Annotated in this window: 22 protein-coding genes; 15 read left to right on the top strand and 7 right to left on the bottom strand. The window is 66.5% G+C overall.

The annotated features are described in order from the left end of the window. The first annotated feature begins 26 nt into the window (after positions 1-26). From HMPREF9710_RS01440 to HMPREF9710_RS01420, 5 genes are all read left to right on the top strand, one after another. A complete protein-coding gene (locus HMPREF9710_RS01440; RefSeq protein ID WP_005663208.1) occupies positions 27-1,637 on the top strand; it encodes a cytochrome ubiquinol oxidase subunit I in 1,611 nt (536 codons plus the stop codon). 4 nt (positions 1,638-1,641) lie between these two features. Then, positions 1,642-2,799, top strand: coding sequence for a cytochrome d ubiquinol oxidase subunit II (cydB, locus tag HMPREF9710_RS01435; RefSeq protein WP_005663206.1), 1,158 nt, complete (start codon positions 1,642-1,644; stop codon positions 2,797-2,799). A 24-nt stretch (positions 2,800-2,823) separates the two neighbouring features. After that, positions 2,824-2,985 carry a cytochrome bd-I oxidase subunit CydX gene (gene cydX, locus HMPREF9710_RS01430; protein WP_005663204.1) on the top strand — a complete coding sequence of 54 codons (162 nt, stop codon included), beginning with the start codon at positions 2,824-2,826 and terminating at the stop codon, positions 2,983-2,985. Between the two features lie 147 nt (positions 2,986-3,132). Continuing rightward, positions 3,133-3,453: an ArsR/SmtB family transcription factor gene (locus HMPREF9710_RS01425; RefSeq protein WP_005663203.1), complete on the top strand. Its 321-nt coding sequence runs from the start codon at positions 3,133-3,135 to the stop codon at positions 3,451-3,453. Positions 3,454-3,482: 29 nt separating this feature from the next. After that, positions 3,483-3,809, top strand: a complete 327-nt coding sequence (locus HMPREF9710_RS01420) for a DUF4326 domain-containing protein (protein ID WP_005663202.1) — start codon at positions 3,483-3,485, stop codon at positions 3,807-3,809. A 48-nt stretch (positions 3,810-3,857) separates the two neighbouring features. Here the strand turns inward: HMPREF9710_RS01420 and HMPREF9710_RS01415 are convergent, their stop codons facing one another. Together HMPREF9710_RS01415 and HMPREF9710_RS01410 are read right to left on the bottom strand one after the other, a co-directional pair. Next, complete coding sequence (locus HMPREF9710_RS01415; RefSeq protein ID WP_005663199.1) at positions 3,858-4,487, bottom strand: head GIN domain-containing protein; 630 nt, start codon at positions 4,485-4,487, stop codon at positions 3,858-3,860. A gap of 119 nt (positions 4,488-4,606) precedes the next feature. Next, positions 4,607-5,194 carry an O-methyltransferase gene (locus HMPREF9710_RS01410; RefSeq protein ID WP_005663197.1) on the bottom strand — a complete coding sequence of 196 codons (588 nt, stop codon included), beginning with the start codon at positions 5,192-5,194 and terminating at the stop codon, positions 4,607-4,609. A 104-nt stretch (positions 5,195-5,298) separates the two neighbouring features. Between HMPREF9710_RS01410 and HMPREF9710_RS01405 the strand changes: the two genes are divergently transcribed. The 3 genes from HMPREF9710_RS01405 to HMPREF9710_RS01395 all read left to right on the top strand — a co-directional run bounded on the left by HMPREF9710_RS01405 (position 5,299) and on the right by HMPREF9710_RS01395 (position 8,556). Then, positions 5,299-5,769 (top strand): GyrI-like domain-containing protein, encoded by a 471-nt coding sequence (locus tag HMPREF9710_RS01405; protein ID WP_005663193.1) that lies wholly within the window; start codon positions 5,299-5,301, stop codon positions 5,767-5,769. Between the two features lie 263 nt (positions 5,770-6,032). Beyond that, positions 6,033-7,691: an acid phosphatase gene (locus tag HMPREF9710_RS01400; RefSeq protein WP_005663190.1), complete on the top strand. Its 1,659-nt coding sequence runs from the start codon at positions 6,033-6,035 to the stop codon at positions 7,689-7,691. Between the two features lie 241 nt (positions 7,692-7,932). Then, on the top strand, positions 7,933-8,556 hold the full coding sequence (locus HMPREF9710_RS01395; RefSeq protein ID WP_005663188.1) for a DUF4142 domain-containing protein: 624 nt from the start codon (positions 7,933-7,935) through the stop codon (positions 8,554-8,556). Between the two features lie 7 nt (positions 8,557-8,563). Here HMPREF9710_RS01395 and HMPREF9710_RS01390 read toward each other — a convergent pair whose 3' ends face one another. Continuing rightward, on the bottom strand, positions 8,564-9,112 hold the full coding sequence (locus tag HMPREF9710_RS01390; protein WP_005663185.1) for an FMN-binding negative transcriptional regulator: 549 nt from the start codon (positions 9,110-9,112) through the stop codon (positions 8,564-8,566). Positions 9,113-9,258: 146 nt separating this feature from the next. On the opposite strand from HMPREF9710_RS01390, the gene pdxR reads away from it, so the two are divergent. Continuing rightward, entirely contained in the window at positions 9,259-10,773 is a 1,515-nt protein-coding gene (gene pdxR, locus HMPREF9710_RS01385) for a MocR-like pyridoxine biosynthesis transcription factor PdxR (protein WP_005663179.1), read from the top strand. A gap of 4 nt (positions 10,774-10,777) precedes the next feature. On the opposite strand, the gene HMPREF9710_RS01380 is transcribed toward pdxR, so the two are convergent. Both HMPREF9710_RS01380 and HMPREF9710_RS01375 read right to left on the bottom strand, forming a co-directional pair. Next, the gene (locus tag HMPREF9710_RS01380; RefSeq protein ID WP_005663178.1) at positions 10,778-11,389 is read right to left on the bottom strand and encodes a response regulator transcription factor; all 612 of its coding nucleotides are present in this window, start codon (positions 11,387-11,389) and stop codon (positions 10,778-10,780) included. Then, positions 11,386-13,515 carry a sensor histidine kinase gene (locus HMPREF9710_RS01375; protein ID WP_005663177.1) on the bottom strand — a complete coding sequence of 710 codons (2,130 nt, stop codon included), beginning with the start codon at positions 13,513-13,515 and terminating at the stop codon, positions 11,386-11,388. Before HMPREF9710_RS01375 ends, HMPREF9710_RS01380 begins: the two co-directional genes overlap by 4 nt. Between HMPREF9710_RS01375 and HMPREF9710_RS28180 the strand changes: the two genes are divergently transcribed. Both HMPREF9710_RS28180 and HMPREF9710_RS01370 read left to right on the top strand, forming a co-directional pair. After that, a complete protein-coding gene (locus HMPREF9710_RS28180; protein ID WP_169331305.1) occupies positions 13,499-13,672 on the top strand; it encodes a hypothetical protein in 174 nt (57 codons plus the stop codon). The genes HMPREF9710_RS01375 and HMPREF9710_RS28180 overlap by 17 nt on opposite strands. Then, positions 13,669-15,009 (top strand): MFS transporter, encoded by a 1,341-nt coding sequence (locus tag HMPREF9710_RS01370; protein WP_005663176.1) that lies wholly within the window; start codon positions 13,669-13,671, stop codon positions 15,007-15,009. Before HMPREF9710_RS28180 ends, HMPREF9710_RS01370 begins: the two co-directional genes overlap by 4 nt. A 93-nt stretch (positions 15,010-15,102) precedes the next feature. Here the strand turns inward: HMPREF9710_RS01370 and HMPREF9710_RS27620 are convergent, their stop codons facing one another. Then, positions 15,103-15,360, bottom strand: coding sequence for a hypothetical protein (locus HMPREF9710_RS27620; protein WP_157225407.1), 258 nt, complete (start codon positions 15,358-15,360; stop codon positions 15,103-15,105). A gap of 351 nt (positions 15,361-15,711) precedes the next feature. Continuing rightward, positions 15,712-16,023 (bottom strand): putative quinol monooxygenase, encoded by a 312-nt coding sequence (locus tag HMPREF9710_RS28885; protein WP_081589829.1) that lies wholly within the window; start codon positions 16,021-16,023, stop codon positions 15,712-15,714. A gap of 66 nt (positions 16,024-16,089) precedes the next feature. Between HMPREF9710_RS28885 and soxR the strand changes: the two genes are divergently transcribed. From soxR to HMPREF9710_RS01345, 4 genes are read left to right on the top strand one after another with little or no spacing between them, the layout of a single operon-like run. Beyond that, on the top strand, positions 16,090-16,590 hold the full coding sequence (soxR, locus tag HMPREF9710_RS01360) for a redox-sensitive transcriptional activator SoxR (RefSeq protein ID WP_005663171.1): 501 nt from the start codon (positions 16,090-16,092) through the stop codon (positions 16,588-16,590). Positions 16,591-16,600: 10 nt separating this feature from the next. Beyond that, complete coding sequence (locus HMPREF9710_RS01355; RefSeq protein WP_005663170.1) at positions 16,601-16,864, top strand: MbcA/ParS/Xre antitoxin family protein; 264 nt, start codon at positions 16,601-16,603, stop codon at positions 16,862-16,864. Next, entirely contained in the window at positions 16,861-17,427 is a 567-nt protein-coding gene (locus HMPREF9710_RS01350) for a DNA-3-methyladenine glycosylase I (protein WP_005663169.1), read from the top strand. The genes HMPREF9710_RS01355 and HMPREF9710_RS01350 overlap by 4 nt, the downstream gene beginning before the upstream one ends. Continuing rightward, a complete protein-coding gene (locus HMPREF9710_RS01345) occupies positions 17,400-19,100 on the top strand; it encodes a bifunctional tRNA (5-methylaminomethyl-2-thiouridine)(34)-methyltransferase MnmD/FAD-dependent 5-carboxymethylaminomethyl-2-thiouridine(34) oxidoreductase MnmC (protein WP_005663168.1) in 1,701 nt (566 codons plus the stop codon). Before HMPREF9710_RS01350 ends, HMPREF9710_RS01345 begins: the two co-directional genes overlap by 28 nt. Positions 19,101-19,177: the final 77 nt, after the last annotated feature.

The raw sequence follows: 19,177 nt of genomic DNA, 5'->3' as shown, positions 1-19,177 counted from the left end.
ATTCAACCAAGAAGAAAGGATTCACCATGGATCTCGACGTCGTCGGGCTCTCCCGACTACAGTTCGCCCTCACGGCGCTGTACCACTTTTTGTTCGTACCCCTGACACTGGGGCTGTCGATGGTCATCGCCATCATGGAAACCGTGTACGTGATGACCGGCCGCCCGATCTGGCGCCAGATGACCAAGTTCTGGGGCGTGCTGTTCGGGATTAACTTCGCCATCGGCGTCTCCACCGGCCTGGTGATGGAGTTCCAGTTCGGGATGAACTGGAGCTACTACAGCCACTACGTCGGCGACGTGTTCGGCGCGCCGCTGGCCATCGAAGGCCTGATGGCGTTCTTCCTCGAAGCGACCTTCGTCGGCCTGTTCTTCTTCGGGTGGGACCGCCTGTCGAAGGTGCAGCACCTGGTCGTGACCTGGCTGACCGCCATCGGCACCAACTTCTCGGCGCTGTGGATCCTGATCGCCAACGGCTGGATGCAGAACCCGGTCGGCGCGTCGCTCAATCCGCAGACCATGCGCATGGAGGTGACGGATTTCGGCGCGGTGCTGGCCAATCCGGTGGCGCAGGCCAAGTTCGTGCACACGGTGTCGGCCGGCTACGTGGTCGCCGCGCTGTTCGTGCTCGGCGTATCGAGCTGGTACCTGCTCAAGGGCCGTCATGCCGAGCTGGCCAAGCGCTCGATGACGGTGGCCGCCTCGTTCGGCCTGGCCGCCTCGCTGTCGGTGGTGGTGCTGGGCGACGAAAGCGGCTACCTGGCCACCGAGCACCAGCACATGAAGCTGGCCGCGATCGAAGCCATGTGGGACACCCAGCCGGCGCCGGCCGCCTTCACCGCGGTGGGCTTCCCGGATCAGGCGGCGCGCGAGACCCATTACGCGATCCACATCCCCTGGGTCATGGGCCTGATCGGCACCCGTTCGATCTCCAGCGAGATCCCGGGCATCAACGACCTGGTCAAGCTGGCCGAGGTGCGCGTGCGCCAGGGCATCCTGGCCTATGACGCGCTGGAGCAGATCCGCGCGCTCGGCGGCAAGGGCCCGGTGCCGGCCGAGCTGCAGGCGAAGTTCGAAGAGAACAGCAAGGTGCTGGGCTATGCGCTGCTGCTCAAGCGCTACGTCGACGATCCGCGCCAGGCCACCGAGGCGCAGATCAGGCAGGCCGCCAACGACACCGTGCCGCAAGTGGCGCCGCTGTTCTGGTCGTTCCGCGTGATGGTCGGTCTCGGCATCTATTTCATCGTGCTCACTGCCGTGTTCTTCTGGCTATCGGCGCGGCGCCGCCTGGACGCGTATCCATGGCTGCTGAAGGTGGCCGTGTGGTCGATCCCGCTGCCGTGGATCGCCGCCGAAGCCGGCTGGATCGTGGCCGAACTGGGCCGCCAGCCGTGGGCCGTCGAAGGCGTGCTGCCGACCGCGGTCGCGGTGTCGAACATCGGCATCCAGACCGTGCTGGCCACCTTGCTCGGCTTCGTGGTGCTGTATTCGATCCTGATCGTGGTCGAGATGAAGCTGATGCTCAAGGCGATCAGGAAAGGCCCCGAGCTCGAGACCGAACACGCCCCGGGCAGCCACAGCCCCCTGGTCGGCGCCACGCCGGCGATGCGCACTGCGCCAATGATCACTGCGGAGTAAAAACATGATTCTTCACATGCTTCTGGACTACGACACCCTGCGTGTCATCTGGTGGGTGCTGCTGGGCGTCCTGCTGCTCGCCTTCGCCGTGACCGACGGCTTCGACCTCGGCACCGGCGCCCTGCTGCCTTTCGTGGCCAGGACCGACCTCGAACGGCGCGTCGTCATCAACACCGTCGGCCCCGTGTGGGAAGGCAACCAGGTCTGGCTGGTGCTGGGCGGCGGCGCCATCTTCGCCGCCTGGCCGCAGCTGTACGCGGTCTCGTTCTCGGGCTTCTATCTCGCCATGGCGGCCGTGCTGCTGGCGCTGATCCTGCGTCCGGTCGGCTTCAAGTACCGCAGCAAGCGAGACAGCACCCAATGGCGCGCGGCCTGGGACTGGGCCCTGTTCGTCGGCGGCTTCGTGCCGGCGCTGATCTTCGGCGTCGCCATGGGCAATGTGCTGCAGGGCGTGCCGTTCCGTATCGAACCCGACATGCAGATTTTCTATGAAGGCGGCTTCTTCGGCCTGCTCAACCCGTTCGCGCTGCTGTGCGGCCTGGTGTCGGTGGCGATGCTGGTGATGCATGGCGCGGCCTGGCTGGTGCTCAAGACCGATGGCCTGGTGGCCAGCCGCTCGCGCGCCTGGGGCATCCGCGCGGCGCTCGCCACCGTGGTGCTGTACGCCATGGCCGGCGTGCTGCTGTGGAACGTGGTCGACGGCTACCGCGTCACGGGCGAGCTGGTGACGACCGGTCCATCGAACCCGCTGTTCAAGACCGTGCAGGCGGATGTCGCCGGCGCCTGGTTCGCCAACTATGCGGCCCATCCGTGGACCCAGCTGGCCCCAGGCGCCGGCATCGTCGGCGCGCTGCTGACCTACCTGGCGCTGCTCAAGCGCAAGGAAGGCGTGGCGATGCTGACCTCGAGCCTGTCGATCGCCGGCATCGTGCTGAGCGTGGGCGCCTCGATGTTCCCCTTCATCCTGCCGTCGTCGATCCAGCCGCAGGCCAGCCTGACGGTGTGGGATTCGTCGTCGAGCCACCTGACCCTGTTCATCATGCTGGTCTCTACCTGCATCTTCCTGCCGCTGATCATCGGCTACACCAGCTGGGTCTACAAGGTCCTGTGGGGCAAGGTGAATCCGACCGAGATCCGCGATGGCAAGGGCCACGCCTACTAATCGAAGAAAGAAAGGAAACCGATCATGTGGTATTTCGCCTGGTTGTTGGGACTGCCGCTGGCAGCGGCGTTCGGCGTGCTGAACGCGATGTGGTATGAACTGATGGACGATGCCGCCAGGCAGAAGAATCCGTCGGTGCTGCCGGTTGCCGAGCCGGTGCAGGAGGCATTGCGCAAGCGCGCCTGACGGACGGCGCGCGCCGGGGCCTGTGAAGGCCCAGGCGCGCGCTTTTCGCCACCGATTGTCATCACCTTGTCAAAGTCTTTCGACAGTATTCGAACCGTGGCTACAGCATCGATGCGCTGGCCCTTGAATCGAAAGAGTACTGTTCGCATGCAAACCAATCTCGCCATCGCGGCGCTTGCCGCGCTCGCCCAGGAATCGCGCTTCGCCGCCTTCCGCCTGCTGGTGCAGGCCGGTCCCCAGGGCCAGTCCGCCAGCAATATCGCCGCCGCCCTCGAAATGCCGGCCTCGTCATTGTCTTTCCATTTGAAGGAGCTGACCCATGCGGGCCTGGTGTCGCCGCGCCAGCAGGGCCGCTACATCATCTATGCGGCGCGCCTGGAGACCCTGCAGCGCTTGATGGAGTTCCTCGCGTCCACTTGCGGCAGCGCTGGCGTGCAGTCGATGCAGGAGCGCCTGGCCCCGGTATGATGGCTTCGAGCCAATCATGAGGAAAGCCAATGACGCCATACCGCGTGCAACTCAGTCGCAAGAAAGGCTGGCGCATGCCGCCGAACACGATTTCGGTGGCGCGTCCGGGCCGCTGGGGCAATCCATTTTCGGTGCTGCCCGATGTGGCGCCGGGCACGCCGGTCGGGCGCTACGTGGCGATGCCCACGGTGGAACAGGCGGTGGCGGCCTACCGCCGCTGGCTGAGCGACGATCCTGACGGCCGCCAGCTGGCGCAAGAGGCGCAGAGCATCCTGCGCGGACACAACCTGGCTTGCTGGTGCCGGCTCGACGGGCCATGCCACGCGCAGGTGTTACTTGAATTGGTCAACGACTAGCCGCGTCGGCAGCGTAGCTGCCAACCCTACTGGACTGATTGTGCGGCGTTATTTCGCGGCGGTCACGTTGCCGATGCCCGACACCGAACGGCTGACCGATTGCGGTTTGCCGTAGTAAGTGAGGTTGCCCAGGCCCTGCACGCTGGCGTTGAGCCGGTTCTTGGCATGCACCGACACTTCGCCGATGCCGCGGAACGTCACGTCGGCATCCTGGGCCACCAGGTCCTTGGCCACCACTTCGCCCACGCCCTCGGCGTTCAGGCGCAGGTGGCCTACGCGGCCGTTCATCTGCAGGCTGCCGGCGCCGCGGTAGTTGACGTCGAAGTGTTCGCCACGAACGTTATTCAGGACCATCAGGCCGGCGCCTTCGCCGCGGAAGCTGGCGAGCTCGGGCATGGTGACGACGACCCGCTCGCCGTCCTTGATATTGACGTTGTTCCTGTTCTTGTCCTCGAAGCCCAGGCGCAGCTCGCCGTTCACGACTTCGGTCGTGACGCGCTCGATGAATTTCTGGTTGCCTTCGACCCGTACCGAATGGGCCTTGCCCACCTCGACCACCAGGCTGACCGGGCCGCGCGCATCGATGGTCTTGAACGGCGTGACGTTGCGCACCTGCTCGGCGGCCTGGGCCGACAGGGAAGCAAGGGTGAGAAGGGCGGCGATGGCTGCGCGTTTCATGGTGGTCTCCGGTAAGTTGATGAGGCCATTCTAGGGAGCGCGTCTTTACCTGGCGCGCCCCGTGCGATGGACTGCACAAAACCGTGCCTGAACTGCACGAGGGTCGGAACCAAGCGGAATCAATGCTTCGTCGCCAGGAACTCGCCCTTGCCGACCGGGACCAGGCTGGTGCTCCAGCCGGACGCGCAGCGCAGCGCCTGCATGAACGGCGCCAGTTCCTGGGCGTGCGACGTGGCGTTGTCGACCACTATCAGCCCGCCCGGACGCAGGATGCGTTCGATCTGCGGCAGCCAGCCGAGGTAGGCGCTGCGTTCGGAATCCAGGAAAATCAAGTCGAACGATTCGTCGGCGCTGCTGGCCAGGAAGTCGGCGGCCTGGCCTTCGACCTGCACGATGCGATCCTGTAAACACGCGCGCGCAAAATTCTCGCGCGCCATCGCGACCTTGTCGGCCGACAGCTCGACCGTCGTGACGCTGCCGTTGATGCCTTGCGCGGCGTCGGCCAGCCACAAGGTGGAATAACCGTTCGAGGTGCCGATCTCGAGGACGCGGCGGGCGCCCATGGCGCGCACCAGCACGGCCAGGAATTCGCCGGTGTCGTGGGTGATGTTGAGCAGGCGGCGCGCACGGTTGGCGGGGGCCGCGTCATGATTGACGCCGAGGGTTTCGAGCTCTTTCAGCAGGGCTTTGAGTGAGGTAGGCAACATTGTTCTCCTTTTGACACGAGAAATCGATCCGCACGATTGCGTGGATGCTAATCTTGTCGAAGAGATAAGGCTATAATCTTTTCGTCCATCAGCAAGCCACTATCATGCACATCTCAACCGTTACACTACCTGAAATGAAGCTCGCCGGGCTGCCTGTCGCAGGGCCCGCCTCGGTTCTGGAAACGGAGTTGCCAGCAATCTGGAAATCCTTCCTCGCCCGCGAGGGGGAACTGGGCAAGACCGATGGCCTGCACTATGGCGTCCGCATGCCGCAATATGGCGGCGTGAAACTCGAGTGCATCGCCGTCGAAGTCGCAGACCTGAACAACCTCCCTCCCGGCATGATCGGCATCCGCATCCCGGAACGCCGCTACGCCCTGATGACCCATCGCGGGCCCATGGTGCACGCCCAGGCCAGCACCGTCACCGGCATCGCGACCATGGAACAGCTGGGCATGGAAGAAGACGAGGACGGCATCCGCCTGGAGCGCTACGACCGCCGCTATACGCCGACGGTCGACGACGATGCGCGTCCAGACAATGCGTACGACATCCTGGTTCCGTTATACGGCTGAAGCAGGAAGCAAGAAAAAATGCAGGCCCACACATGTGGGCCTGCATTCAAGAAATTGGTGCCGGTATGTTTCCCGACCGCCGGCGCCGGTAGGGCGGTTTGCACCGCCGAGTGCCCTTCCCTAGGAGCACTTGCATTGTGCCTATAAAATGTGACGGCTCTTTGACGAATCACACTTTATTTGTTTCTGATTGTTTCTAATTGTAAATTGCGCGGATAATACTTCCTTTGCGGCTGCCACGCCGACAGCAATAGGAGCAATTCGTGCACGATCGAGACCAGGGACCCGAAGCGTCCATCCAGCCAGACAATCCCGCGCGCAGGCGCATCTTCCAGGCCGCCGCCGCGGTCGGCGCCGCCACCTTGCCCGGTGTGACGAATGCGGTCGCAGCCCCTGCGAAGCCTGTTGCCAAGGGTTCGCTCGACGCCAAGCTGCGCGCCCACGTCAAGAACGTGGTCGTGATCTACCTGGAAAACCGCAGCTTCAACAACCTGTTCGCCGACTTCCCCGGCCTGGCCGTGCCGCTGGCGAGCGTGCCGGCGGCCAGCGTCCAGCAACGCGACCGCGACGGCTCGATCCTGCCGACCCTGCCCAAGGCCTGGGGCGGCGTGGTGCCGGGCCGCCAGAACATCGGCGGCAAGGACTACATCACCACCGAAGCCCAGTCGGCCAACCTGCCGAACGCGCCGTACAAGCTGACGGACGCGGAAGACAAGCCGCTGCCGGAAGGCGTCATCACGCGCGACCTGGTGCACCAGTTCTACCATAACCAGATGCAGATCAATGGCGGCCGTAACGACGGCTTTGCGGCCTGGTCCGACGCCGGCGGCATGGTGATGGGGTATTACGGCGAGACGTCGAAGAACCTGGGCCTGTACCAGATCGCGCGCGAGTTCACCCTGTGCGACAACTTCTTCATGGCGGCTTTCGGCGGCTCCTACCTGAACCACCAGTTCCTGATCAGCGGCCGCGTGCCGGAATACTTCAATGCGGCCGAGACGGCGGCGAAGAACAAGATCGCGGTGCTGGAAGACGGCCCGCAGGGCGTGCGCCTGGCGCTGGCCCCCGATTCGCCGGCCTCGGCGCTGGACGGCAAGCCGAAGTTCGTGCGCAACGGCGCGATGACGCCCGATGGCTACGCCGTCAACACGATGGCGCCGCCGTACCAGCCGAGCTGGGTGCGGCCGGCCTTCGACGGCGACCCGCTGCACGCCGACCCGCTTGACGCGTCGACCCTGCCGCCGCAGACCTATGACACGATCGGCCACCTGCTGTCGAGGAAGGGCGTGAGCTGGGCCTGGTACGGCGGCGGCATGCAGGCGGCGCTCGACGGCCGCGGCGCCGGCGAGCGCCCGAACTTCCAGTACCACCACCAGCCGTTCAATTACTTCAAGCAGTTCGCGCCGGGCACGAAAGAACGCGCGGAACACCTGCGCGACGGCGGCCTGGGCGACAGCCCGATCTCCAACAAGTTCATCGCCGACATCGTCGCCGGCAAGCTGCCGGCGGTGGCCTTCTACAAGCCGCAGGGCAACCTGAACCTGCATGCAGGTTACTCCGACATCGAGTCGGGTGACGCCCACGTGGCCAACATCATCGAGCACCTGAAGAAGTCGCCGCAGTGGAAGGACATGGTGGTGGTGATCACTTTCGACGAGAACGGCGGCTGGTGGGACCACGTGGCGCCGCCGCAGGGCGACCGCTGGGGTCCGGGCTCGCGCATCCCGGCGATCGTGGTGTCGCCGCACGCCAAGCGCGGCGCGGTCGACCACAATTTCTACGACACGACTTCGATCCTGCGCTTCATCACACGCCTGCACGGCCTGCCGCTGCTCGAGGGCCTGGCCTCCCGCAACGCCGCCTTCGAAGCGCGCGGCGCGCGGCCGCCGGGCGACCTGACGGCGACGCTCAGCTTCCGCTGATCGCAGCTGCTTTCCTCGAAAGCCAGCCTGTCCGGGCTGGCTTTTTTGTTCTGAAATTGCTTGTCGGCTAACGCGCGCTGGTCTTGAACACGCGGCGATACACTCGGCAGACTCGAGATTGTTTCGTTGACAATCAATGGATTTTGCATTGATGAGGCGGGCGATCCGACTACAACAATCAGGCCAGGGCGCCGGCATCGTGCCGGTGCATAGCCCCTTCTATTTCAGACAGGAGAGCAACATGCAAAAGAATCAGATCCTCAAGCGCCTGATGGCCGTGTCGGTCGCGGCGGCCATGTTCGGTGCGGTCGGCGCGCAGGCACAGACCAGCCAGCAATCGGGCGCCAGCAGCACTGCCGCCACCGCCAGCAGCGACGCCAAGCTGACCAGCGCCGACCGCAAGGCGATCATGGACATGGGCATGTCGAACATGGCCGAAGTCGAAATGGGCAAGCTGGCGCAAAGCAAGAGCCAGAACGCCGAGGTGAAGGCCTTCGCGCAGAAAATGGTCGACGACCACGGCAAGGCGCTGACCGAGGTGCAGACCCTGGCCCAGTCGAAGGGCGTGACCCTGCCGACCGAGCTCGACGCCAAGCACAAGGCCATGTCGGCCAAGCTCGAGAAAATGAGCGGCGACGCCTTCGACAAGGCCTACGTCAAGCAGGGCGGCGTCGGCGCCCACAAGGAAACGCTGACCAAGCTGCAGGCGGCTTCGAAGGGCGCCAAGGATCCGGAAGTCAAGGGCCAGGTCGACAAGATGATCCCGGTCGTCCAGGAACACCTGAAGCATGCAGAGCAGCTGGCGCAAGGCAAGTCGAGCAGCACCGGCAGCTCGGGCGCGGGCCATACCGGTTCCAGCCACTAAGCAGTTCTCAAGCGAGCTGGGCCGTTGCCACCCGCGGCGGCGGCTCGCTTTTCCACTTCCCCTCGATGCGGTCGATGACGATCTCGATGCCCACGATGGCGGCCAGCAGCCTGGCCGTGTAGTCGGTTGGCGCATCGTCGACCGACCACGGATCCGGCAGCGCCGCCTCCTGATGGTCGGTCTGGCGCTCGACCAGCGCGCGCAGCCAGTCCCGATCGTCGATCGCGCGCAGCGTACCGTGCACGTGCACGACGTTGTAGGTCCAGGTCGGCACCACCCGGCCGCCGGTCTCGGCTTTTTCGATGCGGTCCGGCGTCGCATAGCCGGACGGCCCGCGAAACACCACCAGCACCCGCTGCCCGGCGCGCCGCCACACCGGATTGCCGCGCGCCACGTGGGCGCGCAGCACGCCTTCCTCGACCAGCAGTTCGAACGGCAGGTGATCGGCGTCCGGCATGCCGCCCTGCTGCGTGACCAGCATGCCCAGCGGATGGTCGGCGACCAGGGCGTGCATCGGGGCGGATTCGGATTGCATGAAGCGGGCAGGGCAGTACATCTAGGGGTTCTCCAGGATGACGATTTCGGTGGTGAGGTAATTGGCGACAGAGCGCTCGTGTCCAGGACCTATCGTAGGCCCTGCTTTGGCTTGCTGAAATAGCCAATTCCATGGAAGATGGGCATACCAATTCTTCGCCGTCCGCCATGCATGTCCATGACCTGATCGCCAGCGCGTCGCTCGATCGCAGCAGCGACGTGCCGCTGTTTCGCCAGTTGTACGCCCGTCTGAAGGACGCGATCCTGCACGGCGCGCTGGCGCCCGGCGCGCGCCTGCCGGCCACGCGCGACCTGTGCCGGCAGCTCGGCGTGTCGCGCCAGACCGTGCTGGCGGCCTACGACCAGCTCACCAGCGAAGGTTATCTGCGCGGCGGCGTGGGGCAGGGCACCTTCGTCGACGCAGCCTTGCCGCTGGCACGCCAGGCGCCAGCGGCGCCGGGGCTGCTGCGCGCGCTGCCGGAGCGCGGCGCGGCGCTGGCGGAAGCCATGGGAACGCGCCGTCTCTACGAGGGTCCGGTGCGCGCCTTCCGCCCCAGCATGCCGGGCCTGGACCTGTTCCCCTTCGACCTGTGGCGCAAGCTCGAAGCGCGCCACCTGCGCCATGCGCAGCGCGGCCCCGATCATGGTCCCTACCTTGGCTATGGCCCCGCCAACGGCTACGCCCCGCTGCGCGAACTGCTGTGCGCCTACCTGCGCGCCTCGCGCGGCGTGGTCTGCACGCCGGAGCAGATCGTCATCACCTCGGGTTCGCAACAGGCGCTGTACCTGCTCACGCAATTGCTGCTGGCGCCGGGCGACGAAGTCTGGGTCGAGTCGCCCGGCTACCAGGGCGCCTGTGCGCCGATGCTGGTGGCCGGCGCGCGCATCCGCACCGTTCCGGTGACGGACGAGGGCATGGACGTGGCCTACGGCGCGCGCCACTATCCCGATGCGCGCATGGTGTTCGCGACGCCGTCGCACCAGCTGCCGCTGGGCGCGACCATGAGCCTGGCGCGCAGGTTGGAGCTGCTGCGCTGGGCCGCGGCCAGGCGCGCCTGGGTGATCGAGGACGACTACGACAGCGAATACCGCTACACCGGAGCGCCGCTGGCCTCGATGCAGAGCCTTGACCGCGCCGGCTGCGTGGTCTACGTCGGCACCCTGTCGAAGGTGCTGTTCCCGGCGCTGCGCCTGGGCTATGTGGTGGCGCCGCCGGCGCTGGCCGAGCCGCTGGCGCGCGCCAAGGCGGTGGTCGACATGCACCACGCCATGCTGCCGCAGGCGGTGCTGGCCGACTTCATCGCCGAAGGACACTTCATGCGCCATATCCGGCGCACGCGCGAGGCGTATGCCGAACGGCGCGCGGTCCTGATGGCGGCGCTGGAACACCGGCTCGGCGAGCGCCTGACGTACGGGCCGGCCGACGTGGGACTCGACCTGTGCACCCATTTCAGGCCGGATCGCAAGGGGCGCATCCCGGATGAAGCGCGCGTCGCGCAGGCGGCGCTGGAAGCCGGCATCGAGCTGCGCCCGCTCGGGTATTACGCGAACGCCGCCGCCACGCCCGCCTGCGCGGTGGCGCCCGGCCTGCTGCTCGGCTTTTCGGCGGTGCAGCCGGAGGCGATCCGGCAGGGCGTCGAGGCGCTGGCGCGGGTGATCGAGGGCCAGTGGCCGGGAAAATAAGCGCCTATCGCAGCCAGGGATAGGCCGCCAGCCACCTTCCGAGCTCGTTGTCGTTGGCGCACCCCAGCTTGTGGAAGATGTTGGCGCGGTGGGTCTCGACCGAGCGCGGGCCGCAGGGCGGCACCAGCACCCGCGCGATCTCCTTGTTGGGCTGGCCCAGGCCGACCAGGCGCGCGACTTCGCGCTCGCGCGGCGTCAATTCTTCCCACAACCGGCTCGCGTGGCCGCGCGCGCGGGCCTCCGTGATGGCGTCGGGCAGCTTGTCCAGCAATTGCTGGGTGTCGGGCTTGGCCACCCAGTCCCAGGCGCCGCTGCGCACCGCCTCGAGCGCCATGGGGATGTCGCCGTGCCCGGACAGGAACACCGTCACGAGCGGACTGTGTTCGGCGCGTAGGCGCTCGAACACGGCCAGGCCGCTCATGCCGCCCATGCGCAGGTCGAGGATCACGCATCCCGGCTGGCTCGGGTCGACGGCCTCGAGGAAGGCTTCGCCGGACTCGAAGGCCTGCACCGCCAGCCCCTGCGAGAACAGCAGGAGCAACATCGAGCGGCGCAGGGCTTCGTCGTCGTCGACGACATACAGGGTCAGTGGCGGGGTCAGTGGTGAATCTTTCATGGGACTATGGGAAGGATGAATGAGAACGCGGCGCCGCCATCCGCGTCATTCGCGACCATCATCGAACCGCCATGGGCTTCGATGATGGTGCGGCAGATGTTCAGGCCCAGGCCAAGGCCGTCGGGCTTGGTGGTGAAGAAGGGGGCGAAGATTTGTTCCAGTTGCTCCGGCGGGATGCCCGGCCCCTGGTCGCTGACGGAGATGCGTACACCTTGCGCGACACGGCACGTGGCCAGCACGATGCGGCGGCGATGGCGCGGCTGGTCGAGCATGGCCTGGGCCGCATTGTGGATCAGGTTGACCAGCACCTGCTCGAGCAGGACCTGGTCGCCGCGCACTTTCACTGCGGGGTCTTCCAGCATCACACGCAGCAGCACGCCCTGGCCGCTCAGCTCGGGCCTGAGCAGCGCTTCGACGTGGTCGATCACGGCGCCGATGACGAGGGTGGCGTAGTCGGCGCGCTGCGGGTTGATCATCGCGCGCACCCGCTTGACGATCTCGCTGGCGCGCCGCGATTGCTCGACGATGTCGTCGAGCGCGCCGGTCAGCATGGCGGCGTCGCCCCTGGCGGCGAGGGCGCGCGAAGCGATCGCGAAGTTGGACAGCGCCATCAGCGGCTGATTCAGTTCGTGGGCCAGGGTCGAGGCCATCTCGCCGGCGCTGGCCAGGCGCGCGCTGCGCTGCAGGCGCAGTTCCTGGTCGCGCTGGCGCGCCTCGGCCTGCTTTTGCGCGGTGATGTCCACGATCGAACTCATCCACCCGCGGTGCACGCCGTCGGCGTCGATCAGGGGCGCGGTATACACCATGGTGAGCACGTCGTGCCCGTCCTTGTGGCGGATGCGCGATTCGAAGCCGTGCGGCGCGGCGCGTCCGAGCAGGGCGTCGTCGCTGTCCCGCTCGTGTTTTTCGAGGTCGTCCGGATGCCAGTACGGATACGGCGGCCGGCAGCCGAGCAATTCGTTCGGACTGTAGCCGACCATGGCGCAAAAGGCGGGGTTGACGTAGATGATCTTGCCCTCCGGGTCGCGCGCGCGCATGCCGACCAGCAGGGAATCCTCCATCGCCTTGCGGAAGGCGTATTCCTGCTGGAGGTCGCGGGTGCGCTCCTCAACCCGGTGCTCGAGCTCGAGCCGGGCCGACTGCTGCTCGGCATAGCGCCGCTCGCGCAGGCGCCAGTACAGTACGCCGAGCAGCAGCAGGGCCATCGCCAGCGTGCCCAGCGCGAGCGCCAGGCGCCGCGCCTCGCGCACCTCGCGCATGTCTTCAAGGACCGTCAGGGTCCAGCCCAGGCCGGGCAAGGGCGTATCCAGCGCAAGATAGTCGCGCGCCTTGCCGCCGGTGCTGGTCCTGAGGACGAATCCCGGCACGTCGTCGCGCACCCGGACCGTCCAGGGCAGGACGTCGAAGCGGCGCCGCGCGCCGTACTGGCCGTGGTCCGCGATCCAGGCCGCATCGAGCGCGGATACCGGCCCGACGCTCTTGAACAGCCACTCGGGCACGCCGCTCAGGAACACCACGCCGCGGCTGTCCCTGAGGACCACCGGATTGGCGCCATGGCGCCACGTCTGCTCCAGCTGGTCGAGGCTGATCTTGACGACCATGACGCCGATCACGTCGCTGCCGCTGCGGACGGGCTCCGCGATGAACAGGCCGGCCTGGCCGGTGGTCAGGCCCAGGCCGAAGAACAGCCCGCGGCGGCCCTCCACCGCATCTTCGAAATAAGGACGCTGGCGGTAGGATTCGCCGACGAAGCTCGATGGCAGGTTCCAGTTGCTGGAGGCGATGGTCAGGCCGGCGCGATCGATCAGGAACAGCGCAGTGGCGCCGGTCGTCGTCTGCAGGTCGGCGAAATAGGCGTTCACGCGCGCCTGCAGGGCCGCGTCGTGGGGCGCCTGCAGCAGGTGGTGCACGTCGGGATGGCGCGCCGCCGCATGCGGCAAAAAGTCGTGCTTTTCCACCAGGCCGCGCAGGCCCAGCACGTGCGCCGCCGTCGCCTGGCGCAGCGCCTCCATCTTGGCCTGCAGCTCGCGCTGCTCGGCGAACCAGCCGGCGGCGAAGATCAGGGCCAGCGCGCCCGCCACGGCGAGCAGCTTGCGCCAGAGATGTCGCTTGAACAAGGATGACATCGAAGAGTCCCTGGCCAAAAGCGCCAACGATAGCAGCTGTATGAACGTCGCGCCGGCTTCTCCGTATTTTTACGGAGGAGCGCGCGCCAATATTGCGGATGTGCCGGCTTCTACCGGTGCCGACAATGAGATCTCTGATCGAGGAGACACCCAATGACAACAACCATCAGCAATCCGGTCGCCGGCGCCAAGCCGGTGGCCGCCGAACCTATTTCCGGCGCGCGCCTGCGCGCCATCTTCGTCGGCTCGGCCGGCAACCTGGTCGAGTGGTTCGACTTTTACTGCTACGCGGCGTTCGCCCTGTACTTCGCCAATTCCTTCTTCCCGGCCCAGGACCCCACTGCCCAGATGATGTCGACCGCCGGTATCTTCGCCCTGGGCTTCTTCGTGCGCCCGATCGGCGGCATCCTGTTCGGCCACCTGGGCGACCGTCACGGCCGCAAGGTGGCCCTGATGGCGTCGGTCCTGCTGATGTGCGCCGGCTCGCTCTTGATCGCCTGCGCGCCGACCTATGCCACCGCCGGCATCCTGTCGCCCTGCATCCTGCTGCTGGCGCGCCTGCTGCAAGGCCTGAGCCTGGGCGGCGAATACGGCGCCAGCGCGACTTACCTGTCGGAGATGGCGGACTCGAAGCGGCGCGGCTTCTACGCCAGCTTCCAGTACGTGACCCTGATCGGCGGCCAGCTGCTGGCCCTGGTGCTGCTGCTGGTGCTGCAGCACTTCCTGCTCACCGACGCCCAGTTGCGTGAATGGGGCTGGCGCATTCCCTTCGTATGCGGCGCCTTGCTGGCCCTGATCGCCCTGATGATGCGTCATGACATGCCAGAGACGCAGTCGTTCGAAAGCGCCCGCAAGAAGGCCAAGCCGATGGGCGGCCTGAAACAGCTGGCCCAGCATCCGAAGGAAGTGCTGCTGGTGGTCGGCCTGACCATGGGTGGCACCCTGGCGTTCTACGTCTACACCGTCTACATGCAGAAGTTCCTGCGCCTGTCGGTGGGCCTGACCGACGCGCAAACGACCGCCGTCTCGGCCGCCTCGCTGCTGTTCGCCATGTGCCTGCAGCCGCTGTACGGCGCGCTGTCGGACCGCATCGGCCGCCGCCCGCTGCTGGTGGGCTTCGCGCTGCTCGGCACGATCTTCACCGTGCCCCTGCTGACGGCCATCCGCCACGCCAGCGGGCCGTGGGAAGCCTTCGGCCTGATCGCCTGCGCCTGGATCATCGTTTCGGGCTACACCTCGATCAATGCGCTGGTGAAGGCCGAGATGTTCCCGGCCTCGATCCGCGCCACCGGTGTGGGCGTGCCGTATGCGTTCGCGGTGTCGATCTTTGGTGGCACGGCCGAGTACGTCGGGTTGTGGTTCAAGTCGGTGAATCTTGAATCGGGGTTCTACTGGTACGTCACCGGCGTGATCGCCTGCACCTTGATCGTGTGCTGGTTCATGCGCGATACGGCGGCGCATTCGAAGATCGATGCGGAGTTGCGCGGGCATTGAGCCGTAAAAAGGCGCCAGTCCTGGTATCGGGATTGGCGCGCCCCGAGATGCGGGCTGCAAGAATGGCGGCGTCCACTCCCTGATGTGCAATCGTTACGCATCTATGCTTGATTCTTCCTTATCAGGCCCCTTTTGCAAAAAATAGAGGTCAGGATCCAACTTCAGCCCATCCGGATCCTCGGCAATCTGCGCATATTCAGATAGTTCTTGTGGTGGTTTCGGTGGTGGTGGTACCGGCGCGAAGCCTGCAAACGCAGCCATTATCACTACGCCGAGCCAGCGATATCGGTCTTTCCAACCCTGTGGCTCAAGACTCGCACGCGAGGAAGGCTCATTGTTTTCGTTATCCACTTAGAAGATCACTTTCGTTTGCGTGCTGTAGCGTATAGACCGGCTCGCCGCTCACGCGGGGCAAACAGACGAACATCATGGGCCGGATGTTTAGCCAGGTCTGCGCCTTGATTGCGTACATTTTCGATCGCATGGTCACCTCTTGCCATGCGAATGCCTGTGGCCGTACAGCACCAAACTGGTGATTTTCTGAACTATTTCAATGGTGTCGCGGAATCGAGTTATACGGCCGCATGCTTCGGCTACAAGCAAAACGGAGCCTGCAGGGCTTTCGAGCAATGGCAGTCGACCGTCCGCAGCCGACCCAAACTGTTCACTGGCGTCTGTGAAAGCGATCGCCCGCGTGTTTCCTTAGTCGTGAGCTACCGATATCAGGAGGTCGGCAACGACGTCACCCCGAAGTGGGCCATCTACAAGTTCAGCGAATTCACGCATCTGGTTTCGCAACTCGACCATCCGTGCATCAGGCTCGGCTTGCGTACCCCATACGAGTTCGGACGGCCATTGGGCATACGCAAAATAATGGCCGTCAGCGCACCGATGCAAACGCGACCCCAGGCCGCCGCGCTCATCGCGTGTGCGTTCGGTGAGTTCCAGCCAGGCGTGCTCGAAGTCTCGCTCACGACCGGAAGCCACTTTCCATTTAAAGTAAATCGCGTGCATGACACTCGGTTGTGATGGGAGCGAGAAAAAAGTATAGAATCTCAACTTAACTTGAGGTCAAGCGCAATGACGACGATCGATCCCGACAAGAAAGCCCTCACGGTGGGCGAGGTGGCGCGCCGCAGCGGCGTGGCGGTCTCCACCATCCACTTCTACGAATCGAAAGGCCTGATCAAGGGCTGGCGCACCGACGGCAACCAGCGCCGTTATGCGCGCGAGGTGCTGCGCCACATCGCCATCATCAAGGTGGCGCAGCGCACCGGCATCCCGCTCGAGACGATTCGGGAAAACCTGTCCGCGCTGCCGGAAGGGCGCACGATCAGCGCAAAGGAATGGCGGGTGCTCGGCGCCGGCTGGCGCGCGGAACTCGACGAGCGCATCGCGCGCCTGCAGCGGCTGCGCGACGAACTCGATACCTGCATCGGCTGCGGCTGCCTTTCCCTCGCCGATTGTCCGTTGCGCAACCCCGCCGATGCGCTCGGCGCGGACAGCGCCGGCGCCGTGTTCCTCGATCGTCCGGCCGAGGCGGGGTATGATGCCGTTTCCACCAGCAAGCCGACGCCATGACCGCGACGCCATGACCGATTCTGAACGCATCTCTCCCGACTCCATCGCCGCGCTCCAGGCGCGCTTCGACGGCCATTCGCGCAAGGCGCAGACCTATTACGCCGTCATGCACGAGGCGCGCAAGGTGCTCGGGAACGACGATGCCGCCGACGCCTGGATGAAGGCGCCCCAGCAGGCCCTTGGCGGACGCACGCCGGCCGAGCTGGTGGCGGATGGCCGCACCGACGACGTCCTGGCCTGTCTGCGCAGCGCGAAACCGGGAGCGGCGCGATGACGGTCAAGCGCTGCTCCTGGGCGAATATGGCCAATCCGCGCTACATCGCCTACCACGACGACGAGTGGGGCGTGCCCTGCCACGACGAGAACACCTTGTTCGAGATGCTCAACCTCGAAGGCGCGCAGGCCGGCCTGTCGTGGGAAACCATCCTGAACAAGCGCGACACCTACCGCGCGGCCTTCGACGGCTGGGATGCGGAAAAGATCGCCGCCTACGACGAGGACAAGAAGGCCGCGCTGTTGCTGAACCCCGGCATCGTGCGCAACCGCCTGAAGGTCGCCGCCGCGATCACCAACGCCAGGGCCTATCTCGCGCTGCGCGAGCAGGGACTGACGCTCGACGACTACCTGTGGGCCTTCGTCGACGGCAAGCCGATCGTCAACGACTGGCTAGACCACGCCCGCCCGGCGCGCACCGAGCTGTCCGACCGCATCTCGAAGGATCTCGCCAAGCGCGGCTTCAAGTTCGTCGGCTCGACCATCGTCTATGCCTATATGCAGGGCATCGGCATGGTGGACGACCACGACCGCGAATGCCACTGCCGCACCAGGCGGCGCTGACCATGCGGATGCAGGATCACTGGCGCGGCCGCGCGCGCTATACCGTCTTCGACAGCGACCATGGCGACGGCAGCCGCTTCGCCGCCCTGGTCGAAGCCTGGCGCCTTGATGCGCAGCGGCCCGCGCACCTGCACGTGGTGGCGCTCACCGACAGCTTGCAGCCGGGCTTTCACCGCATCCCCCAGGACGATCATGGCGTCACGCTCGACCTGCTGGCGGCGCCGCTCGAAACGGCGCTGGCCGAGCTGAACGCGCATCCCGATTTCATCCGCCTGCACGGCGCGCAGGGCACGGCCTTCGTCCGTCCGCTGGCGCGCCTGACGGCCCTCGGCGCGCGGCTGGAAACGCAGGGCCTCGATAGCGAACAGCGCGCGGCCTTGAGCGCCCAGGGATTCGTCTTCGATGGCGACGCCGCGACCTTCTCGACCCGCAAGCCGCGCCTGCCGTCGACGCCAGAGCCTGACCGGCGCGCGCTGGTGCTGGGCGCCGGCGTGGCCGGCTGCGCCGCGGCCGCGCGCCTGTGCGCGCGCGGCTGGCAGGTCACGCTGATCGAGCGTCATCCGCAGGTGGCGATGGAAGCGTCGGGCAACCTGGCCGGCATCTTCATGCCGCTGCTTTCGCGTGACGACAATATCCCGACCCGCCTGACCCGCGCGGCGTACCTGTATGCGCTGCGCCTGTGGCGACAACTGGGCGGCGTCGGCCGCGCCTTCGACGGCGACGGGTGCGGCGTGCTGCAACTGGCGCGCGATGCCGGCCACGCGGCCGTCTCGCGCGCGATCGCCGGCGATGGCAGGCTGCCGCCCGACTTCGCGCGCTGGCTCGAACCACGGGAGGCCGAAGCGCTGCTGGGCCTGCCCGCGCCGGATGGCGGCTGGCTGTTCCCGCAAGGCGGCTGGGCGCGGCCGGGCAGCGTGTGCGAGGCGCTGCTGGCGTCCTGCGGCGATCGCTTGATGCAGCGCTTCGGCGCCGGCGAGGTGAGCCTCGAGCGGGAGGGCGACGAATGGCAGGCGCGCGGCGGCGATGGCAGCATCATCGGCCGGGCGCCGACCGTGGTGCTGGCCAGCGGCGCCGGCGCGCGCAAGATGGTGCAGACCCGTGAGCTGCCGCTGCAGGCGCTGCGCGGGCAGGTGACGCACCTGGCGCCGGAGCACGCCCCGCAACTGCCGCTGGTGCTGTGCCGCGAAGCCTACCTGACGCCGTCCGCCAATGGCCTCACCTGCGCCGGCGCGACCTATGACCTGGACGCCGATCCGCAATTGCGCGCCGCCAGCCAGGAAGAGAACGTGGCGCGCCTGCGCGGCCTGGTGTCCGATCCCCACGCCGCCGAGGGCGCGCCGCTGGCGGGCAGGGTGGGTTTCCGCTGCGTGGCGCCGGACCGCCTGCCCCTGGTCGGGCGCCTGCCGGACTTCGCCGCCGCCGGCGCCACCGAGCGCCTGCGCGACGTGCCGCGCCATCCGGGCCTTTACGGCTTGCTGGGCTATGCCTCGCGCGGCCTGATCTGGGCGCCGCTGGCGGCCGAGCTGCTGGCGGCCCAGCTCGAAGGCGAACCGCTGCCGCTCGAGATGGCCCTGGTCGATGCGCTCGATCCGGCGCGTTTCGTGCTGCGCGCGCGGCGCAACAGTCGCTATAGCCCAGACGCTGCGCCAAACGCCGCGGATATCGGCCCTTGAGCGTTGCGCCGCCGCAAACGTGCGCGCGGAATAGGCGTGCAAGGCCAAACTGTCGAATGCCTGCGGGTATAATTACT

The sequence above is a fragment of the Massilia timonae CCUG 45783 genome (genome assembly GCF_000315425.1).
GTDB classification, from domain to species: Bacteria; Pseudomonadota; Gammaproteobacteria; order Burkholderiales; family Burkholderiaceae_D; genus Telluria; species Telluria timonae.
This window is presented reverse-complemented; position numbering and strand designations above follow the sequence as displayed.